Annotated in this window: 20 protein-coding genes; 7 read left to right on the forward strand and 13 right to left on the reverse strand. The window is 62.0% G+C overall.

The window, feature by feature from the left end; all coding sequences use genetic code 11:
- Window positions 1-14 precede the first annotated feature (14 nt).
- From VR863_RS05865 to VR863_RS05915, 11 genes are all read right to left on the reverse strand, one after another.
- On the reverse strand, window positions 15-725 hold the full coding sequence (locus VR863_RS05865; protein WP_324827503.1) for a M50 family metallopeptidase: 711 nt from the start codon (window positions 723-725) through the stop codon (window positions 15-17).
- A complete protein-coding gene (tgt, locus tag VR863_RS05870; protein WP_324827504.1) occupies window positions 722-1,852 on the reverse strand; it encodes a tRNA guanosine(34) transglycosylase Tgt in 1,131 nt (376 codons plus the stop codon). Before tgt ends, VR863_RS05865 begins: the two co-directional genes overlap by 4 nt.
- A 2-nt stretch (window positions 1,853-1,854) precedes the next feature.
- On the reverse strand, window positions 1,855-2,754 hold the full coding sequence (locus tag VR863_RS05875) for a DUF481 domain-containing protein (protein WP_324827505.1): 900 nt from the start codon (window positions 2,752-2,754) through the stop codon (window positions 1,855-1,857).
- A 169-nt stretch (window positions 2,755-2,923) separates the two neighbouring features.
- Window positions 2,924-3,481 carry an outer membrane beta-barrel protein gene (locus VR863_RS05880; protein ID WP_324827506.1) on the reverse strand — a complete coding sequence of 186 codons (558 nt, stop codon included), beginning with the start codon at window positions 3,479-3,481 and terminating at the stop codon, window positions 2,924-2,926.
- A 106-nt stretch (window positions 3,482-3,587) separates the two neighbouring features.
- Window positions 3,588-4,352 (reverse strand): ABC transporter permease, encoded by a 765-nt coding sequence (locus tag VR863_RS05885; RefSeq protein ID WP_324827508.1) that lies wholly within the window; start codon window positions 4,350-4,352, stop codon window positions 3,588-3,590.
- The gene (locus tag VR863_RS05890) at window positions 4,352-5,287 is read right to left on the reverse strand and encodes an ABC transporter ATP-binding protein (RefSeq protein ID WP_324827509.1); all 936 of its coding nucleotides are present in this window, start codon (window positions 5,285-5,287) and stop codon (window positions 4,352-4,354) included. The genes VR863_RS05885 and VR863_RS05890 overlap by 1 nt, the downstream gene beginning before the upstream one ends.
- A gap of 11 nt (window positions 5,288-5,298) precedes the next feature.
- Window positions 5,299-6,330, reverse strand: coding sequence for a tRNA preQ1(34) S-adenosylmethionine ribosyltransferase-isomerase QueA (gene queA / locus VR863_RS05895; protein WP_324827510.1), 1,032 nt, complete (start codon window positions 6,328-6,330; stop codon window positions 5,299-5,301).
- Window positions 6,331-6,367: 37 nt separating this feature from the next.
- A complete protein-coding gene (locus VR863_RS05900; protein WP_324827511.1) occupies window positions 6,368-7,060 on the reverse strand; it encodes a peptidylprolyl isomerase in 693 nt (230 codons plus the stop codon).
- 78 nt (window positions 7,061-7,138) lie between these two features.
- The gene (coaD, locus tag VR863_RS05905; protein ID WP_324827512.1) at window positions 7,139-7,651 is read right to left on the reverse strand and encodes a pantetheine-phosphate adenylyltransferase; all 513 of its coding nucleotides are present in this window, start codon (window positions 7,649-7,651) and stop codon (window positions 7,139-7,141) included.
- A complete protein-coding gene (locus VR863_RS05910) occupies window positions 7,651-8,541 on the reverse strand; it encodes a polyprenyl synthetase family protein (protein WP_324827575.1) in 891 nt (296 codons plus the stop codon). Before VR863_RS05910 ends, coaD begins: the two co-directional genes overlap by 1 nt.
- A gap of 14 nt (window positions 8,542-8,555) precedes the next feature.
- Entirely contained in the window at window positions 8,556-8,813 is a 258-nt protein-coding gene (locus VR863_RS05915) for an exodeoxyribonuclease VII small subunit (protein ID WP_324827513.1), read from the reverse strand.
- Window positions 8,814-8,876: 63 nt separating this feature from the next.
- Here VR863_RS05915 and VR863_RS05920 point away from each other — a divergent pair, with 63 nt between their 5' ends.
- From VR863_RS05920 to VR863_RS05945, 6 genes are read left to right on the forward strand one after another with little or no spacing between them, the layout of a single operon-like run.
- Window positions 8,877-9,272, forward strand: a complete 396-nt coding sequence (locus VR863_RS05920; protein WP_324827514.1) for a DUF2177 family protein — start codon at window positions 8,877-8,879, stop codon at window positions 9,270-9,272.
- A 10-nt stretch (window positions 9,273-9,282) separates the two neighbouring features.
- Window positions 9,283-9,963, forward strand: coding sequence for a hypothetical protein (locus VR863_RS05925; RefSeq protein ID WP_324827515.1), 681 nt, complete (start codon window positions 9,283-9,285; stop codon window positions 9,961-9,963).
- A gap of 10 nt (window positions 9,964-9,973) precedes the next feature.
- Entirely contained in the window at window positions 9,974-12,163 is a 2,190-nt protein-coding gene (purL, locus tag VR863_RS05930) for a phosphoribosylformylglycinamidine synthase subunit PurL (RefSeq protein ID WP_324827516.1), read from the forward strand.
- A gap of 12 nt (window positions 12,164-12,175) precedes the next feature.
- Window positions 12,176-12,502, forward strand: coding sequence for a DUF6122 family protein (locus tag VR863_RS05935; protein WP_324827517.1), 327 nt, complete (start codon window positions 12,176-12,178; stop codon window positions 12,500-12,502).
- 1 nt (window position 12,503) lies between these two features.
- A complete protein-coding gene (locus VR863_RS05940) occupies window positions 12,504-12,911 on the forward strand; it encodes a DUF3052 family protein (protein ID WP_324827518.1) in 408 nt (135 codons plus the stop codon).
- Window positions 12,912-12,923: 12 nt separating this feature from the next.
- Window positions 12,924-13,595, forward strand: a complete 672-nt coding sequence (locus tag VR863_RS05945) for a nitroreductase family protein (protein WP_324827519.1) — start codon at window positions 12,924-12,926, stop codon at window positions 13,593-13,595.
- A gap of 5 nt (window positions 13,596-13,600) precedes the next feature.
- Here the strand turns inward: VR863_RS05945 and VR863_RS05950 are convergent, their stop codons facing one another.
- Both VR863_RS05950 and serB read right to left on the reverse strand, forming a co-directional pair.
- Window positions 13,601-14,434 (reverse strand): Coq4 family protein, encoded by an 834-nt coding sequence (locus VR863_RS05950; protein ID WP_324827520.1) that lies wholly within the window; start codon window positions 14,432-14,434, stop codon window positions 13,601-13,603.
- Between the two features lie 79 nt (window positions 14,435-14,513).
- Window positions 14,514-15,401, reverse strand: coding sequence for a phosphoserine phosphatase SerB (gene serB / locus VR863_RS05955; RefSeq protein ID WP_324827521.1), 888 nt, complete (start codon window positions 15,399-15,401; stop codon window positions 14,514-14,516).
- Here serB and miaA point away from each other — a divergent pair.
- Window positions 15,400-16,359 carry a tRNA (adenosine(37)-N6)-dimethylallyltransferase MiaA gene (gene miaA / locus VR863_RS05960; protein ID WP_434784971.1) on the forward strand — a complete coding sequence of 320 codons (960 nt, stop codon included), beginning with the start codon at window positions 15,400-15,402 and terminating at the stop codon, window positions 16,357-16,359. The genes serB and miaA overlap by 2 nt on opposite strands.
- Window positions 16,360-16,364 lie beyond the last annotated feature (5 nt).

A 16,364-nucleotide genomic window follows, 5' to 3' on the forward strand; every position in this document is an offset into this window, starting at 1 on the left:
CGGTGGTGTCCGGCTCAACGCAGCGCGCGGGAAACGCTTGCGTACAATATCGCCGCAATGGCGAGGCTGATCACCGCACCCCAGAACCAGTAGGGCAAGAGCAGGACTTGCGCGATCGCGCTGGTGTCTGATCGCTGCGACACGCCGCCGACAGTACCCCCGCTCGAAAACAGGTAATCGAACTGGCGCCATGCGCTTATGCAGGCCTGCACACCCAGAAACTGCGCCGCAAATGTCTGGACGGGCGGCTTGGCCCGCGTGGCGATCGACAGGATCGCCAGGCCAAGAGCGGGCAAGACAACCCAACCCGTCACGCTGCGCACCCAGATCAGCGTGGACAGAAGCAAAACCGATCCGAGGGCATAGAGGGCAAAGCGTGTTGCCCGCCGATTGCGTGAGGCAAGGATCAGCCCTGAACCGGCCACCGGCGGCCCGAGCGGTCCCCCGGCAGCGATCAACGCGCCGGGTATATCGACAAGGGCAACTGGCCGGGTGGAATACGCCACACCCGATCCGTCGGGATGGATCACCAGATACTCAAGCGCGCCGCCCATCGCCATTGCGACAAGACCGTGGCCCATCTCGTGAAACCACGTCGAAAGTATTGTGAAGGGGTAGAGGGCGATGCTTCCCCAATAGGTTTGCCAGAGCGCAATCGAACCGATGGCCAGCCCTGCAAGCAGGGCGATGCGCTGGCGGCGGTCCTGATTCGCGAGACGGGTCATTCTTCGCCCAGATAATCCGCCCGGAAACCTTTGGCAAAAGCGGCAAAGCGCCCTTCCCGGATTGCATCGCGCATGGCCTGCATCAGCTGCTGGTAAAAGGCGATGTTGTGTTCCGTCATCAGCATCGCCCCGAGAATTTCACCAGACTTTACAAGATGGTGGAGATACGCGCGCGAATAGATGCCGCACGTATCGCAGGAACAGCGGGTGTCCAGCGGCGTCTCATCCTCGGCAAAGCGAGCGTTGCGCAGATTGATCGGTCCGGCCCAGGTGAAGGCCTGTCCGTTACGCCCGGAACGGCTGGGCAGAACGCAGTCGAACATGTCGACCCCGCGCTCGACCGCGCCGACCAGATCGTCGGGCTTACCAACCCCCATCAGGTATCTCGGACGATCTGCGGGCAACTGACCCGGAGCGAAATCGAGCGTTGCGAACATCGCTTCCTGCCCTTCCCCCACGGCGAGGCCGCCGATGGCGTAGCCATCGAACCCGATTTCGGTGAGTTTTTCGGCGCTCGTCCGGCGTAAATCTTCGTCCAGCGCCCCTTGCTGAATGCCGAAAAGGGCGGCCTTTTCGGCATGTTCGCCGCCAGCATCAAACGCGTCCCGGCTGCGTTTGGCCCAGCGCATGCTCATTTCCATGCTCTGCGCGATAACGTCGCGCGGCTGGTCGGCGCGCGGGCATTCGTCGAACGCCATCACGATATCGCTGCCGAGGAGCCGTTGGATATCCATCGACCGTTCGGGCGTCAGCAGGTGCTTCGAACCATCGATATGGCTGCGAAATTCCACGCCGTTTTCAGTCAGCTTCCGCAGCTCGGACAAGCTCATCACCTGATACCCGCCGCTGTCGGTCAGGATCGGGCGATGCCAGTTCATGAACTTGTGCAGACCTCCCAGCCTGGCCACCCGTTCGGCACCCGGGCGCAGCATCAGGTGATAGGTGTTGCCAAGGATGATGTCCGCGCCGGTCTTGCGCACGGTCTCGGGTTTCATCGCCTTGACGGTAGCGGCCGTACCGACCGGCATGAACGCAGGAGTACGAATATCGCCGCGAAGCATGGAAATGCTGCCCGTGCGTGCCGCACCGTCGGTGGCGTCGATCGTAAAGGCGAAGCGGTTTGCCATCGTCAAAATCCGTAGATCAGGGTCGCGCGCGTCAGCGTGTCGGTCGACACCTTGCCGGCGGGTGGGTTGCTGTCATAGTCGATCTGATACGCCATGCGGGCGCGTAGACGGTCGCTCACTTCAAAATCCAGTCCGGTCACAAGGTTCAGCGTCGTGTTGGACCCATCGACGATGAGAACCGCCTCACCACCGGTTTCCGCGACGACATTCGTGTCCTGCGTCAGCTTCAGGCGGTCAAGCACCTGCCAGTCGAAATCAAGCGCGGCCAGGCCCGCCAGGCTGCTTTCGGAACTTCCATCGGTGAACTGCGTCACCCTCCACGCGGGACCGGCCTTTACCGCCAGGGACAATCCGTCGCGGTCGATCACCTTGTATCCCAATCCACCGGAAACCGCGTACCGCCCATCGAAACCCTGCAACCGGTTGCGCTCGTACTGTGCCAATCCATAGGCGAAGACGTTCTTGCCGAATTGCCAGCGGGGTTCATACGAGGCGAGAAACTGTTCGCGGCTGGTGGTGCCGTCCTGCCGTTGGTAATCGACACGCGCCTTTACCAGATGGGCCCAGTCCAATCCCTTGCGCTCAAGTTTGAGCGATGCGGAAATGCCAGCGGTGTCGGTGTTGCCACTCGATTTGAAACCGCCGAATTCCCCTTCGCCCGACCACAGCGCGAAGAACCCGGCCTGGCGCACCGCTTCCGCCTCGTGCGCCGCCTTGGCGGATTTCCGCTGGGCAAGTTCGACCTTCCACTGGCTTTCGATCGCGTCGATCTCGGCCGAATCGCCGGGCCACGTCGCGCGCGCCAGTTCGATCACTGTCGCTACCTTGGTGTCGTCACCGATGGCCACCGCGGCATCGATCATCGCACGCGCCCCGTCGGGAAGTTCAGCGCGGGCGACCATTGGCGAAAGAGCAACGCCAAGAACCAAGGCTATGCGAAAAGGGAATGTCGTTTTCATTGGCATGGCGGTCGCCTAGCGCCTCGATGCGCTGGCCGCTACCCTCGTGCGGGTCGCAAAAAAGGCCGGCTCCCGCAAGGGAACCGGCCTCTCATGATAATCCGAAGTGCGATCAGAAGCTGAAAGCAACGCCGGTGGTTGCGCGCAGCGAATCAAACCCGATCGTGTCGAGGTTCACGCGAAGCGCGGCCTTGCCGATCGGGAATTCGACGCCGGCGCCGACGAGGTAATCGCCGTCGCTGTCGTCGATGCCGTCAAACGTGCCGGCCGGCTGTTCGGGTTCGATGATCTTGTAGAGGTCGAAATCGACTTCCTGGTAACCACCGCGAATGTAGTACTTCGCGCCGCCTTCGGCACGGAAGCCGAGACGCAGCGATGCGCCGTATTCGCTGTCGATTGCATCGGTACCGATGTGGTAGTTTGCTTCGACACCAGCGAACAGGTTGCTGGCAACCGGGAAATCAACGCCAGCGATGACGCCGACAATCGGGCTTGCATCGTTGATGGCGAAACCGGCGTAGGTGGCATCGCTATCGTCGACACCCAGGTCGTGATAGCCGGCCGAAATACCCACGAAAGGCTGTGCTGCTGCGGCGCTCTGGGCCTGAGCAGCGGCGGGGAATGCGATCGCGGAAACCGCGACGCAGGCAGCGAAAACTGTCTTATTCATCTTTATGTCGTTTCCCTGACAATATTTGGGCACCGGACCATCCGGCGCGGGGGTCCATTGCAAGTTTTGCACTTGCCGCAAGATGAACAAATTCAGGAAATTACGATCAGGCGCGCAGCCGCCATCCGGTTTTGAAAATATATGCGATAATAAGGACACAGAAAGCGAGAAAGCCCAGAGTTATCGCGAAACTGATCCGAATATCGACGTCGGCCGTTCCGTAGAATGTCCAGCGCAGGCCACTGACAAGGTACACGATGGGATTGGCCAACGCGATGATGTCCCAGGGACGGGGCAGCATGTCGATCGAATAGAATGTCCCGCCCAGAAACGTCAGCGGGGTCAGGAACAGCATCGGAATGATGCCCAGTTTTTCGAAATTGTCGGCCCAGATGCCAAGGATGAAGCCGAACAGGCTGAACGCGGCAGCGACCAGCATGATGTAGAACACCGCAAGCACGGGGTGGGCGATCGAATAATCGACGAACAAACGCGCGGTCAGAAGGATGATCGCCGCCAGGATCAGGCTCTTGGTCATCGCTGCGCCCACAAAACCGATCAGCGTTTCACCAACGCCCACCGGCGCGCTCAACAATTCGTAGATCGTGCCGGTGAAGCGCGGCATGTAGATGCCGAAGCTGGAATTGCTGGTGGTTTCGCCCAGCAGGGTCAGCATCAAGAGGCCGGGAATGATGAAGGCACCGTAACCCACCCCGCCCAGGTCGGGCATCCGCCCGCCGATGGCCGCCCCGAAAACGATGAAATACAGCGATGTCGTCAGCACGGGGGCCAGAACCGACTGAAAGCCGGTACGCAGAAAACGCACCAGTTCGCGCTTGTAGATCGACCAGGTGGAACGCCAGGCTATCATCACGCGTCCTCGCCCAGAAGCGTCACGAAGATGTCTTCCAGGCTGCTTTCGCGTGTGTCGATGCCAACGTAATCGATGCCCGCTGCAATCAGCGCCTTGGTCAGATCGGCGACTTCGGCCTTGCCCTTTCCGGTGCCGTCGCCGCCGTGATAGCGCAGCGACGTGCCGCCATGTTCCAGTTCGACCGGAAACCGAGCGATTTCGGGCGGAAGCCGGGTGAGCGGCTGGGCCAGTGCGATGTGCGCTTCGGTGCGGCCAAGCCGGGCCATCATCGCGTCTTTTTCATCGACCATGATAATCCGGCCCTTGCTGATAATGCCGACGCGGTCGGCCATTTCTTCCGCTTCCTCGATGTAATGCGTCGTCAGGATGATGGTCACACCGCGCGCGCGCATTTGTTCAATGATCGCCCACATGCTTTTGCGCAGTTCCACATCCACGCCCGCCGTCGGTTCGTCGAGGAACAGCAGGTCCGGTTCATGCGCCAGCGCCTTGGCAATCAGAACGCGCCGCTTCATCCCGCCCGAAAGTGCCATGATGCGTTCGTCGCGCTTGTCCCACAGTGACAGGCTGCGAAGGATTTCCTCGATCCGCGCCTTGTCAGGCGCAAGCCCGAACAGGCCACGCGAATAGCTCACCGCGCGGATGACCGGCTCGAACATATCGGTGCTGAGTTCCTGCGGAACGAGCCCGATGCGCTTGCGAGCGCTGCGCCAGTCGGTGGACAGATCCTGTCCGAAAGCACGGATCGTGCCGCCACTGGGCCTTACCAGTCCGCAAACAGCGCCGATCAAAGTCGTTTTTCCCGCGCCATTCGGGCCCAGCAGCGCGAAGATTTCGCCGCGGCGGATCGTGAGGTCGACATTGTCGAGAGCCTTCAACCCGCCGGGGTAGACCTTGCTCAGGCCATCGAGTTCGAGGATCGGTTCCGCCATGCTGGCCCGGCTTATGGCAGCAGCAACGAGGAGTCGCCATAGGAATAGAAGCGGTATCCCTCGGCTATCGCGTGGGCATAGGCCGCCTGCATCCGTTCGCGCCCCATGAGGGCACTCACCAGCATCATCAGCGTCGACTTTGGCAGGTGGAAATTGGTCATCAGCCCGTCAACGGCGCGAAACCGGTAGCCGGGGGTGATAAAAATCGCGGTATCCCCGGCGAAAGGCCGTATCAGATTATCTTCGCCCGTCGCGCTTTCGAGCAAACGCAGGCTGGTTGTGCCAACCGCAATGATCCGCCCGCCTGCCGAGCGTGCCGCATTCAACCGATCGGCTACATCGGCTTCGATGCGCCCCCATTCCGCGTGCATCTTGTGATGGTCGGTATCGTCCGCCTTGACCGGGATGAATGTTCCCGCCCCGACATGCAGGGTCAGCGTTTCGCGGCCAATTCCGGCTTCGTCCAGGGCGGCGATCAACCGGTCTGTAAAATGGAGCGCAGCAGTTGGCGCGGCAACGGCGCCATCCTCGCGCGCGAACATCGTCTGATAATCTTCGCGGTCCTGCGCATCCGTGGGGCGCTTGCCCGCGATATAGGGCGGCAGCGGCATGCGCCCTGCCCGCTCCAGCAACAGTTCGACAGGTTCATCCCCTTCAAACCTCAGGGTGATGCTGCCATCGTCAAGCCGCGCTTCGGCAATGGCCGTAACTTCGCCGCCAAATTCCACGCGATCGCCTTCGCGCAAGCGCTTGGCGTTGCGGACGAACGCCTGCCAGCGGCGCAGGTCCAGCCTCTTGTGCAAAGTCGCGCCAATCCTGGCTTCGCCGCGCCGCCCCTCGAGCTGTGCAGGAATGACGCGGGTGTCGTTGAAGACCAGGACATCGCCGGCGCGCAACAAGCCCGGAAGGTCGAGTACGCCGCAATCGCGGAAAGGGGCATCGCTCCCTTCGACCACCAGCATGCGCGCCGCATCGCGTGGACGCGCCGGGCGCAGCGCGATCAGATCGGTGGGTAATTCGAAATCGAAGAGATCAACTTTCATGCGCCGCCGCTTAGTCGCGCGGCGGCGCCATGGAAAGTCAGTTGCCGATCGGCGCGTTCAGAGCGTCGACCGTAATATCTTCCTGAACCTGCGGTGCAGAGAACGCCGGGACGGGCTTGTCGTCGCTGGCGATGGATGCCTGAACCACGCGGGTCGGGTTTGCCGGCGGTTCGCCGCGCTCGATCGCGTCGACTGCGGCCATGTTCGAAATCACGCGGCCGAAGTTGGTATAGCGTTCATCGAGGCTGAAACGCGGATAGAACACGATGAAGAACTGGCTGTTGGCGCTGTCTTCGCTCGTCGAACGGGCCATGGAAACGGTGCCGCGCACGTGCGGCATCGGGTTGAATTCCTGCGCCACGTCGGGAAGCTGCGAACCACCGGTGCCGGTGCCCGTCGGGTCGCCCGTTTGGGCCATGAACCCGTCGATCACGCGGTGGAAGACGACGCCGTCATAGAACCCTTGCCGAGCAAGTGTCTTCACCCGCTCGACGTGATTGGGCGCCCAGCTCGGCATCAGGCGAATTGCGACACGTTCGCCGTTCGACAGGTCGAGCAGGAGGATATTGTCGCGGTCTTCCGCAATGTTGAAGTTCACCGGATTATAGGTGCGCTTCACGGGAGCGGGCGCGGCAGCGGCAGTTTCCTCTGCGGCTTCCTGCGCCTGCGCGGCGAAGGGAGCGATTGCGAGCGAAAGCGTAGCAGCGAAGGCGAGCGAAAACCTGTTCATCGAAATCCCGTCGAAATGTCCTGAATGTCGTGCGCCCTAGCGGGTGCGGTCTGTCCGTTCAATGAATAGGTCGAAAAGTCAGTAATCGCCCATCCGGCCGATCTTGTCGACGCGGGCAATCACGTCCTCGCAAACGCGCTGGCTGACGAACTGGTTGATCGAACCGCCGAACAGGGCGATTTCCTTGACCAGCTTCGATGCGATCGGTTGGAGCGACACGTCGGCCATGAGGAACACGGTTTCAATGTCGTCATCGAGCTGCTGGTTCATGCCGGCCATCTGATATTCGTATTCGAAATCCGCCACGGCACGCAGGCCGCGAACCAGGACGGTGGCCCCTTCGCGCTTGGCGAATTTGACCAGCAGGGCGTTGAAGCCCTTCACCTCCACGTTCCCGAGGCGGAGCGATTCAACCTCGCGCTTGACCATGGCCAGGCGTTCCTCGGTCGAGAACATCGGATTCTTCGACGGGTTGGTGGTGACGCCGATGATCAGCTTGTCGACCAGACGGCTGCCCCGACGGATAATGTCCGCATGGCCCAGCGTCATGGGGTCGAATGTCCCCGGATAGATCCCGATGCGTTGCGCCATCAATGGTCCCTCTTCACGATAAAGCGTGCCAGTTCGACCAGCAGTCGCGCCTCTTCCCCGTGTCCGGCAAGATGCCGGCCCGCCTGTTCGACCAGCATTTCCGCCTGCCGCCGGGCCGCGTCGACCCCCATCAGCGTGACGAACGTCTGCTTGCCCTGTTCGCTGTCCTTGCGAAGGGCCTTGCCGGCCTTTTCCTCGTCGCCTTCCACGTCGAGCAGATCGTCGGCAATCTGGAATGCCAGCCCGATGTCGCGCGAATAGGCGCGCAGATGCGCCCTGCCTTCGGGCGGTATGCGGCCCAGTATCGCGCCCATTTCCACGCTTGCGGCAAGCAGGGCACCGGTCTTCAGCTGCTGGAGCCGCGTGACCTGGTGCAGGTCGTAATCCTGTTCTTCGGAAACGATATCCATCATCTGGCCGCCCGCCATACCGTCATGCCCGCTGGCGCGCGCCAATGCGGCAACCAGTTCGGCACGCACGAACGGATCGGTGCTGGTGTCCGGCTGGGTCAGAATGTCGAAGGCGAGCGCATGGAGGCAATCGCCCGCAAGCACCGCGGTCGCTTCGTCGAACGTCTTGTGAAGCGTGGGCTTGCCGTGGCGCATGTCGTCATCGTCCATGCACGGCAGGTCGTCATGGATCAGCGAATAGGCGTGGATCGCCTCGACCGCACAACCGGCGTTTACCGCCGCGTTTCGGTTGACCCCGAACAGATCCGCCGTGGCCACCAGCAGCAAAGGCCGCACACGCTTGCCGCCGCCAATCGCGGCATAACGCATGGCTTCCACCAGACGCGCCCGGCTGTCATCCGGAACGGGCAGGAACGCGTCGAATGCGCTGTCCACTTCCGCTTGTATCTGGCCGAAAGCGTCTTCCAGGAGGTTCGGCATAACCTCTACAACGCTCACGCAGGACCGTCGGCGTCGAACGGCACGGTGCCCGAAGGTTTGCCGTCTGCGCCCTGCACGATCTTCTCGATCCGCGCCTGGGCGGCATCGAGCCGGGCCTGACATGCCTTTCGCAACGCCTCTCCGCGCTCGTAAAGATTGATGCTGTCGTCCAGCGGCACTTCGCCGCCTTCCAGTTGCCGTACCACGCCTTCAAGGGCGCGGAGCGCTTCCTCGAAAGTCATGTCCTCGATCGGTTTGGGTTCCTCTGCCATCCGGCCGAGCATTGACCGTGCGCGTTGATGCGGTCAAGTAACCGCAAAACAGGGGAAGCGGATATGACGTGGATTGTCGCCTATATAGCCGCCGCAGTGGCGTTCGGAATTCTCGACGCGATATGGCTGGGATGGGCTGGCGAAAATTTCTACCGCCCCCGCCTCGTCGATATGCTGGCTGACAGTTTTCGCATGATGCCAGCGCTCGTATTCTACGCCGCGTATATCGCCGGCATCTGCTGGTTCGCCGTTCGTCCGGGTCTGGCCAGCGGGATCGGAACGGCCGCGCTGAACGGCGCCCTGCTGGGTGCGCTGTGTTACGCGACCTACGACCTGACAAACCAGGCCACGATGCGGCAGTGGTCCACCACGATCACGGTGGTTGATATTGCATGGGGCGCTTTCGCCACGGCCGTCGCGGCCAGCATCGCCACCTTCGCCGCAACCCGGCTGGGCTGATACCACCGGTATGTATATTGGCCACTTTGCACCAGCCTTTGTCGCGCGCGCCGTAACCGACGAATCCCCGGGCCTCAGCACCCTGTTCATCGCGGCCCAACTTATTGACTGGGCGTTCTTCACCTTCGCGATTTTCGGGATCGAGAAGATGCGGATGGTGCCCGGCATAACGGCGATGAACCCGCTCGACCTGTATCACATGCCGTTGACGCACAGTTTGCTGGGCACAGCGGTGTTCGCGCTCGGCTTCGGCGGCATCGTGTATTTCGTATCGCGGAACATGGTCGCAGGCTGCTGGGCGGCGATCGTCGTCGCGGCACATTGGATTCTGGACCTGCTCGTTCACCGCCCCGACCTGACGATTGCGGGCTCCGAACCCAAATTCGGATTCGGACTGTGGAACCGGCCCGAAATCGCCATGCCGCTGGAATTGGGGATAATCCTGATCGCGTTCTGGTGGTATATGCGCCGGACCAAGGGGCCGATCGTCCCCCCGATAATCCTGCTGGCGACCATGGTGCTGTTCCAGGCCATAAACTGGTTCGGTCCTCCGCCGGAAGAAGCCACGCTCGGCTTCTATCTGACCGCGCTGGCAAGCTTCGCAATTCTGACCGCCCTCGCCTACTGGCTCGACGAAACTCGGTGGCATAAGAGCACCGTAGGGCTGGCGGTTGCGAGCGCGCGCCGCTAAGGGCGCGCGCATGGCTATTATCGAGTCCGCGATCACCCCCGAAGTCGTCGAGCAGCACGGCCTCAGCCCCGAGGAATACGAGCGCGTCCTGCACGCCCTGGGCCGCGAGCCCAATCTCGTTGAACTGGGCATCTTTTCGGTCATGTGGTCGGAGCATTGCTCCTACAAGTCGAGCCGGCTTCACCTGAAGAAGCTTCCGACCGAAGCACCGTGGGTGATTTGCGGCCCGGGGGAAAACGCCGGCGTGATCGATATCGGGGATGGCCAGGCGGCGATCTTCAAGATGGAGAGTCACAACCACCCCAGCTATATCGAACCCTATCAGGGCGCGGCCACCGGCGTGGGCGGTATTCTGCGCGATGTGTTCACGATGGGCGCCCGTCCGGTGGCCAACGCCAACGCGCTGCGCTTCGGACGGCCCGATCACCCCAAGATGAAGCACCTCGTCAAAGGCGTGGTCGCGGGCATTGGCGGCTATGGCAATTGCGTGGGCGTGCCCACCGTGTGCGGCGAAACCAATTTTCACCCAGCGTATGACGGAAACATCCTCGTCAACGCGATGACGGTCGGCGTCGCGGATGCGGACAAGATCTTCTATTCGGCGGCAACCGGTCTGGGCAATCCGATCGTCTATGTCGGGTCCAAGACCGGACGCGACGGGATTCACGGCGCAACCATGGCGAGCGCGGATTTCGGCGAAGACGCCGAGGCGAAACGTCCCACGGTGCAGGTCGGCGATCCGTTCACCGAAAAGTTGCTGATCGAAGCGTGCCTGGAGCTGATGGCAACGGACGCCATCGTGGCAATTCAGGACATGGGCGCCGCGGGCCTCACGTCCTCCAGCGTCGAAATGGCGACGAACGGCAAGGCCGGCATCCGGCTGGACATGAACAAGGTCCCTTGCCGCGAAGAGGGCATGACCCCTTACGAAATGATGCTGAGCGAAAGCCAGGAGCGTATGCTCATGGTTCTGAAGCCCGGCAAGGAACCGATGGCCGAAGCGATCTTCAGGAAATGGGAACTCGACTTTGCCGTGATCGGCGAAGTGACCGACACCCGCCACATGGTCCTGGAATTCGACGGCGAGGTGGTGTGCGACATCCCGCTTGGCCCGCTTGCCGCCGATGCACCGGAATACGACCGGCCCTACCTTTCCAAGGGCGAATACCAGGCCTGGGCGAAGGTCGGATCGCTCGACGATGCGCCGCAAAGCGAAGACATCGGCGCGGAATTGCTGAAACTGCTCGCCTCGCCGAATCTCGCCTCGAAGCGCTGGATTGCGGAACAGTATGACAGCCAGGTTGGCGCGGATACGCTGCAGACCGGCGGCGATGCCGGGGTCGTGCGCGTTCACGGTACCCGCAAGGCGCTGGCCATCAGCACCGATTGCAATCCCCGCTATGTTTTCGCCAACCCCTATGAAGGCGGGAAACAGGCAATCGCGGAAGCCTTTCGCAACCTTTGTGCCGTGGGCGCCCGCCCGCTGGCTGTGACCAATTGCCTCAATTTCGCAAATCCCCAGCGGCCCGAAATCATGAGCCAGTTCGTCCATGCCCTGGAAGGCATGGGCGATGCGTGCCGCGCGCTGGATTTCCCGATCGTGAGCGGTAACGTCAGCCTCTACAACGAAAGCAAGGCAACGGGCGGCGGTTCCGCCATCCTGCCGACGCCTGCCATCGGCGGTGTCGGGATCATCGATGATTACGCGACGATGATGACCATGGGCTTCAAGGCCGAGGGCGAAAACATCGCCATCATCGGCCCGAACTACCCGGCAATGGGTCAATCGATGTGGCTGCGCGAAATCCACGGTCGCGAAGATGGTGACGCCCCGGGCGTCGATCTCGCCGACGAGCGGCTGAACGGTGAAATCGTCCGCAAGCTTATCGCGGACGGCAAGGTCACGGCGGTGCACGATATTTCCGACGGCGGTCTGGCTGTCGCGCTGGCGGAAATGGCCATGGCGGGCGGCATCGGCGCCTCCATCGACGCGATGACCGGGGACTTCGCCTTCAACGAAAGCCAGGCCCGCTACGTGGTCACCTATCGTGCGGACGGCGATCTCGACCGTTCGCAAGTGCCTTTCGAGAAGATCGGCACCGTAGGCGGAGACAGGCTGACCATTGGCGAAAGCACGGTTACCCTGTCCGAAATGCGCGAAGCACACCAATCCTTCTTCCGCGACTGGATGGAGGCATAAGGCCACCTTTTCGTGGGCCTGCTTCAACCCGTTCTGCACTATGGCGGGCACTGGCTCGTCCCGTTCGCCTTCGCTTTTCTGGTCTGGCGGGAAGACTGGCTGCGGGCCGGGCTGGTTGCCGCACTGGCCAACCTTGTCGATCTGGACCACCTGCTGGCAGTTCCGATATTCGACCCGCATCGCTGTTCAATCGGCTATCACCTGCTGCACGGCTGGGAAGCGGCCTTTGGCTTTGCCCTGATCGCCGCGGTTCCGCGTTGGTGGGCTCGGGCCTTGGGACTTGGCGCTTTGTGGCATCTCGCGGTCGACTATGGCGATTGCATCATGCAAGGTCTGTGACATGACATCGGGATATTCAGACACGCCGCTGGCGAAGAAACTGTCTCTGCGCGACGGGCAACGGGTCTGGTTCGACGCAATGCCGGAAGACATCCACGACGAAATCGACGAATACGCGCTGGAACTCACCTTCGTTGCCGATCCGGCCGAAGGCGTGGACGCCGCGCACATTTTCGTGACGGAGCAGAGCCAGCTCGAGGCAAAGCTCGATAGCCTGCGCGAACAGATCGCAGCCGATGGGCATGTGTGGGTAAGCTGGCCCAAGCAGGCGTCGGGTGCCCAAACCGAAATTGACGAGCACGCCGTCCGGGAAGCCGGGCTTGCCCGGGGTTTCGTCGACACCAAGAAATGCGCGGTGGACGATACATGGTCGGGGCTGAAGCTCGTCATCCGCAAGGATCTGCGCTGACGGGAATGTTCGATGCGTGACCACGACACCTTACCCTACGCCCTTCCGCCGCTGTCCGATGAGGATCGCGTTGCACGGGCGCAGGCGATGCGGGACACGTTGAAGACAAGGCGAAGCTGTCGGTATTTCGCGGACACCGCCGTGCCGCGCGAAATTATCGAAGCCGCACTGGAAGCCGCCGGCTCGGCCCCCAATGGAGCCAACCATCAGCCGTGGCATTTCGCGGTCGTATCCTCACCCGAAATCAAGCGCGCGATCCGCCACGCTGCCGAAGAAGAAGAACGCGCCTTCTACGAAGGAAAGGCCAGTGGTGACTGGCTCGACGCGCTTTCCCCGCTCGGGACCGACGCGGACAAACCGTTTCTCGAAACCGCGCCATGGCTGATCGTTGTGTTCGCCCAGCGCAAAGGCGGCATTGCCGAGGATGGCAAAACGCAGAATTACTACGTCACAGAAAGCGTCGGGATTGCCTGCGGGCTGATGATCGCCACCTTGCACGAAGCCGGGTTGGCCACGCTGACGCACACACCGTCACCGATGGGTTTCCTTCGGCAGATATGCGGCCGCCCGGACCATGAAAAACCCCTCATGATCGTGGTGGCGGGGCATCCTGCGGAAGGAGCCACGGTTCCCGTTCATGCCGTGCACAAGAAACCGCTGGACCAGATTTCCAGCTGGTTCTGACCGGTTCAGGCCGCCAGCGCGCTATCTTCGCGGATTGGGGCCATCAGATCGTAAGGGTCGATGCCTTCCGATTTCCAGACGCGGTGGCATTCGCGGTACCAGTGCGGTTCCGCGATGTTCAGATCGGCCCGCGCCTGCTGTAGATCCTTGGCCAGAAGATCGCGGATCGACAGGCTCACCAGCGGCGGGCACGCCTTGCCCATGCGGTGCGCTTCGCGCGTGGCCTTCATCACCGGAGCCGCGCTCTTGCGAAGCTTCTTGATGTGCAGCGAACCGGCATAGCCCAGCAGCAAATGCCCCTGGCTTGGCGATTGTCCGTGGGTGAACAGCAGCACGCATTGTTCGCCCAAGGCATCGCGCCCGTAGCCTGTCAGAACGTGCATCAGATCATGCGTATCGCGCTGGCGAAAGCCGAACCACTGGACCAGATCGTCGTATGTGGGTCGGCCCGATGCATCGGATTCGGCCACCAGACCGGCTGCGGTCAGGCCTTCTCGTTCCATGAAATCGCAATAGGCGTGAGCCACGCTACCGGCAGGGAACCGGCGCAACGAATCGTGATCGTCGAGAAACGCGGGCAGGAACGGTTCGTTCTGGCGCAGTTTCTCGCCATGCTCGCTCAGCGTGAGAGCCCGCACACGGGGCATGAAGTCACGTGACGGCAAGGCTTCGTAGATCTTGAAAACAACCGCGGTGTTTTCCTTGTCCTTCAGCAATTCACGGAAATTCCGCACCGCTTCCAACGGGCGGTACTTCGGCTTCGGGCGCTGTGGATGGCGCAGCGGGGTGCCGTCGCGCGCAGAATCAATTCCGGTCATAGTCGTCGTCGCTTCGTTCATGTCTGGCGATCCCCTTTGCGTTTATGAAATAGCGGGGATTCGTGAACAAAGATTGGAAGGGCGCGCCAAATTGCGCCAATCAGCCGGCGCTGACCCATTCCGACTGCGGGATGCCCAGAAGTTTCAGGATTGCTGTCAGGTCCACGCTGGCGATGCGTCCACTCGACGCATCACGGGCCTTGGGTTTTGCGCGGTAGGCGATGCCGTAATCTGCCGACTGGATCATGGGGATGTCGTTCGCTCCGTCACCGGTCGCCAGCACGCGCGCCCCGGCTCCCAGCCTTGCGCGCTCTTCCTCCAGCGTGCCCAGCTTTGTGGACGCGTCGCTGACGGGACCGACGATCTGGCCCGTCAACTGGCCTTGCGCCACCGCCAACCTGTTTCCGACCACCCGTTCGAAGCCGAGCTGCTCGGCCACGGGGTCCGCAAAATGGTGAAATCCGCCTGTCACGAGCACCGCGCGGCATCCCCTGGATTTCAGCGTTTGCACCAATGTGCGCGCACCGGGCACGGGACGAATACGTTCCTCAAGGCAGGAATCGATCGCGCCTTCGGACAACCCTTCGAGCAGGGCGACCCTTTCCAGCAGAGCGTCGGCAAAATCCAGTTCGCCCAGCATGGCGCGTTCGGTGATCGCGGCAACCTGGTCCTTTATTCCTGCGTAATCAGCCAGTTCGTCGATGCATTCCTGGCCGATCATGGTCGAATCCATGTCCGAAACGAACAGGTGCGGCACTTCGATATCGTGATCCGCCACGAGCAGATCGCATTCACCGAAATGGGCAACCAACGTGGCGGTGACGGCAAACCTGTCCCCTTCGGGCAAGGACAGCTGCAGCACGTCACCGCACGAATCGAGCAAGCCGGCCATGGCCACGGGCGTGCCCAAATCGGCCAAAGCCGCCGATACTGCATCCATGCGGGTTTCGATGCCTTGCGGGTCTGCTATCAGCCGGGCGATGAGCATGAATAAACCTCCGCTGGGAACCGGCGCCAAACCGCCGGTCGCGCTCATTGCAGGGCCAACCGCGAGCGGCAAGAGCGATCTGGCCGTCGATCTGGCGCAATTGCTTGAACGCGAAGGCCGGCGCGGCGTGGTTATCAACGCCGACAGCGCGCAGGTTTACGCGGACCTGCAAATTCTATCCGCGCGCCCGGATGAAGCGGACATGCGCGGGGTCGAGCACCGCTTGTTCGGCAGTTGGGATGGCGCGCAGCCGTGTTCCGCCGCCGATTGGGCCAATGCGGCAAAGCGCGAGATTGCGGATATCCATGCGCAAGGCGCTGTGCCCATTCTTTGCGGGGGCACCGGACTTTACCTGCGCACCTTGCTGGACGGTATCGCGCCCGTCCCGCCCATTGACCCTTCCGTGCGGGAGGATGTTCGCGCGATGGCGCAGGCCGATGCCCGCGCGGCGCTGGAGGCGGAAGATCCACCTGCCGCCGCCGGGATCGCACCGGCGGATATGGCCCGCACCGCCCGGGCGCTGGAGGTAGTGCGATCAACCGGCCGCCCGTTGGCCACGTGGCAGTCGCGCAAGGTTGGCGGGATCGGCGAGGGGATCGAACTCCACCCCCTCGTGCTGCTGCCGGATCGTGAATGGCTGTACCAGCGGTGCGATGCACGGTTCGAAATCATGATGGAAACAGGTGCCGTTGCCGAAGTGGATACACTTCTCGCACGCAACATCGACCCGTCCTTGCCGGTCATGCGCGCCATAGGCGTGAGGGAGATTTCGTCCTTCCTGCAAGGCGAACTTTCGCGCGATCAAGCAATCACCGCTGGCCAGACGTCGACGCGCCAGTACGCAAAGCGCCAGTACACGTGGTTCAGGCACCAACCGCCCGAAACCTGGCCCCGCGCTGATAACAATAGAATCGTTTTAGAGGATGTTTTTGTATCATTGTTTCGCAAAAACGGTTGACTTTG

The sequence above is a fragment of the Qipengyuania zhejiangensis genome (assembly GCF_035607565.1).
GTDB classification, from domain to species: Bacteria; Pseudomonadota; Alphaproteobacteria; order Sphingomonadales; family Sphingomonadaceae; genus Qipengyuania; species Qipengyuania zhejiangensis.